This window comes from Kocuria sp. ZOR0020, assembly GCF_000800955.1.
GTDB classification, from domain to species: Bacteria; Actinomycetota; Actinomycetes; order Actinomycetales; family Micrococcaceae; genus Kocuria; species Kocuria subflava.
The window spans coordinates 1-2,132 of record NZ_JROX01000095.1; the positions used below are offsets into that span (position 1 = coordinate 1).

The 2,132-nt window shown below is 67.0% G+C and carries 1 protein-coding gene and 1 pseudogene; one reads left to right on the forward strand and one right to left on the reverse strand.

Going from position 1 to position 2,132, the window contains the following annotated elements; all coding sequences use genetic code 11:
• A partial coding sequence (locus tag L979_RS06510; protein ID WP_231559426.1) for a DNA cytosine methyltransferase occupies window positions 1-647 on the reverse strand: 647 nt, incomplete at its 3' end.
• A 185-nt stretch (window positions 648-832) separates the two neighbouring features.
• On the opposite strand from L979_RS06510, the pseudogene mobF reads away from it, so the two are divergent.
• Window positions 833-2,089 (forward strand): annotated as a pseudogene (gene mobF / locus L979_RS06515) (MobF family relaxase); the annotation flags it as partial.
• Window positions 2,090-2,132 lie beyond the last annotated feature (43 nt).

A 2,132-nucleotide genomic window follows, 5' to 3' on the forward strand; every position in this document is an offset into this window, starting at 1 on the left:
GGTAGGCCGATCCATCGCGCATCCAGCCGCAGGTCGGCCAGATCGCCGAGAACGGCGCCGAGAGCCCGTAGAGGTCGAGCTGCGGTGTCTCCCAGATGCCACGGGTCGCGTTCCATGCCGCGAAGGGTTGCATCGCCGTGGTTGCGTCGTTCATGGTCGTCTCCTTGTGCTGGTAACCGTGTCGCGGGCGAGGACAGCAGCCCGCGGACGTTCTCGATGACGACCCATTCGGGCTGGAGAGCGTCGATGGCTGCGGCCATGTGCGCCCAGAGCCCTGAGCGCGTACCTGGTGCGAGGCCGGCGCGCTTGCCGACGGTGGAGACGTCTTGGCAGGGGAACCCGCCGATGAGGATGTCCACGGGCTCGACCCGGCTCCAGTCGATGGCCGTGATGTCCCCGAGGTTCGGTACCTCGGGCCAGTGGCGCCAAAGGACGTGGGCGACGGGCTCGTTGAGTTCGGAGAACCACACGGTCTTGGCGTTGAAGACGTGCTCGACGGCGAGGTCGAGCCCGCCGTAGCCACTGAACAGCGACCCGATCCTGAGTCGTGGGTCGCCGCTGGCGTCGAGGTCGCGCATGAAGTCCGCTCCGGTGACGGTCGTCCCCGGCAGCCGTGCCTCATCGAGAACGGATGCCGAGCTGGTCACCTGTCAGGTGCACGACTCCGGCACGCCCGCCGCTCATCGAGCCATCCGAGCGACACCGCCGGAGCCGGTCTGCCACTTCCTCTCCGACCGCACATCGAGGTCACACGCCTCTTGCAGATCGAGGTCGAGCGGGCCATTGCCGCAGGGTGCGGGTGCTCACCTGCCACGCAGGAGCGGAGGCGAGCATGACGGTTTCGATGCGCGTGCTGTCGGCGGGTGACGGCAACAGGCGGCTCTCGACGCCGTTGACCCGGTACTACATGGAGGAAGGCACCCCTCCTGGTCGCTGGCTCGGCGCGGGAGTAGCGGCCCTCGGGAAGGGCGAGATTCAGGTGGGCGACCGAGTATCGGAACACCAACTCCAGCTCCTGATGGGGAGCGGCCATGATCCGATCACCGACGGGCCGCTCGGTCGTGCCTTCCCGACTTACAAGAGCCAGGACGAGCGAATCGAAGCGCGGATCGCCGAACTCGAGCCGACGATGACGCCCGGCGCCAAGAGCGAGGCTGTCGCACAGATCGTTGCCGAGGAGGCAGCCCGGAGCACACAGCGTGCGGTGGCGGGCTTTGACTTCACCTTCTCGATTCCGAAGTCCGCATCAGTGTTGTGGGCGGTTGCCGACGCCGGGGTCCAGGCGCTCATCGGGGACGCGCATCATCGAGCGGTTGCGGAGGTGGTTGCGTTCATGGAACGCGAGGTTGCAGCCACCCGTACGGGCGCAACCGCCGGGGGCGGCGCGGTTGCACAGGTCGATGTCACCGGGCTGATCGCGACTGCGTTCGATCACTTCGACTCCCGCGCCGGCGACCCTCACCTCCACACGCATGTCGTGATCAGCAACAAGGCCAAGACAGTCCTCGACGGGAAGTGGCGCTCGTTAGACGGCAGGCCGATGCACGCCGCCGTCGTCGCGCTATCCGAACTACACGAAGCCGTGTTCGCCGACCACATGACACGCACCTTCGGCGTCTCCTGGGAGGCCCGAGAGATGGGCCGTGACCACAACCCTGCATGGGCGATCGCGGAGGTGCCCGACGAACTGATCGCGGGGTTCTCGACCCGCGCCCGTCGCATCGACGCCGAGACCGATCGCCTCATCGCTGAGTACGTCGCAGCCCACGGGCGACGCCCTACACCAGCGGCCATCATGAAACTCCGAGCCCAAGCGACGCTTGCCACCCGGCCCGAGAAGCAGGTCCGATCCTTGGCGGACCTCACCGACGAGTGGCGATCCCGCGCAACGAAGACCCTCGGTCGGGATGCGACGACGTGGGCGCGTGAGATCGTCGACAACGACAGGCCGCTATTGCTGCGCGCCGACGACGTGCCACTCGACGCGATCGGCGAACTGGGACGCTCGGTTGTCGAGGTAGTCGGCGAGAAGCGTTCGACTTGGCGACGGTGGAATCTCATGGCCGAGGCATCCAGGCAGACGATGGGCGGCTCATCATGATCCAGGGTGTAGTTGGGGTCTGAACCCGCCG